Source organism: Bacillus sp. EB600 (assembly GCF_024494385.1).
Classification (GTDB): domain Bacteria; phylum Bacillota; class Bacilli; order Bacillales; family Cytobacillaceae; genus JAEVLT01.
Genome location: NZ_JAEVLT010000119.1, coordinates 1 through 1,187 on the forward strand (window position 1 = coordinate 1; position 1,187 = coordinate 1,187).

The 1,187-nt window shown below is 34.3% G+C and carries 1 protein-coding gene; it reads left to right on the plus strand.

From position 1 onward, the window contains the following. Nucleotides 1–870 (plus strand): GerAB/ArcD/ProY family transporter (locus tag JN080_RS28765; RefSeq protein WP_256239354.1); only part of this gene is annotated, 870 nt, incomplete at its 5' end. Nucleotides 871–1,187 lie beyond the last annotated feature (317 nt).

Consider the following 1,187-nt stretch of genomic DNA (forward strand, 5'->3'; position numbering starts at 1 on the left):
GGCAAAATCGCATCCATTCTCTACCTTTTTTATATTTTTCATATTACTTGCGGACAAGTTCGGGATATCGGGGATTTTTTTACTACGGAAATATTGGTTGAAACACCCTTGCAAATAATTATGATTATATTTGCGCTTACATGCTTAATTGGTGTGCGGTTAGGATTGGAAGTGATCTGTCGTTCGGCAGTAATATTTTTTCCATGGATTGTCATGCTGCTTTTTATATTATTCTTGTTTCTGATTCCTCAAATAAAGATGGAATATATTCAGCCTATTTTCGGAGAAGGTCTGAAACCCATTTTAAAGGGTTCATACGTAAATTGGGGAAACCCTCTACAGCTTGGCATTTTACTCATGGTCATGCCGTATGTTACTAACAAAACAGAAATGAAAAAATCCTTTTATAAAGGATTTTTAATTGGAGCCGTCTTCATCACGATTTTGATTACCTTGAGCATTTTAGTTTTAGGTGCCAATATGACTGCAAGACAATCCTATCCGTCGTATATGTTAGGGAAAAAAATCGTTATTGGAACCTTTATCCAAAGGGTAGAAATCCTAGTTGCCATTACATGGATGCTGACGCTGTATTTTAAGGCGACAATTTGTTATTATGCACTTTCACTTGGATTAGCTCAGGTGTTAGGTTTAAAAAGCTACAAAATTCTCACCTTTCCATTGGCGTTTTTAATTATTCCCTTTTCAATCTTTATGAATCCCAATATCGTAAGCTTCCATCAGTTTATTTTGATAGCATTAACACCGTACTCCTTAACAATCTGTGTCTTTCTTCCACTGCTATTGTTAGTGATTGGAAAAGTAAAAAAACACCTTGCTTCTAAAGCGACTAAACAGCCAGTTAATTGAATAAATTAGATCTACGATTTACTTTCAATAGATCATTCTCTTATTCAAGAAAAAGGCCCTTTAATGGAATACCATGACTAAGGTTTATAAACAACAGTAATGAAACGTTGTGACTACTGTCAAAAAGCATATATTTTGTAACACCTTACTCCGATGGAGTATGTATTTAATTTTATTAATTTTATAGTTTACCAAAAGTAATTACCAAAAGCGAGGAAGCTTTTCATTAAGATGGAGGAATCCAGAAAAGGTTGCATTTGTTTCGTGGAAGCAAATTAAAAGAGAAATGCCTTTTGGTGCTGAAGTGAGCAAGATAT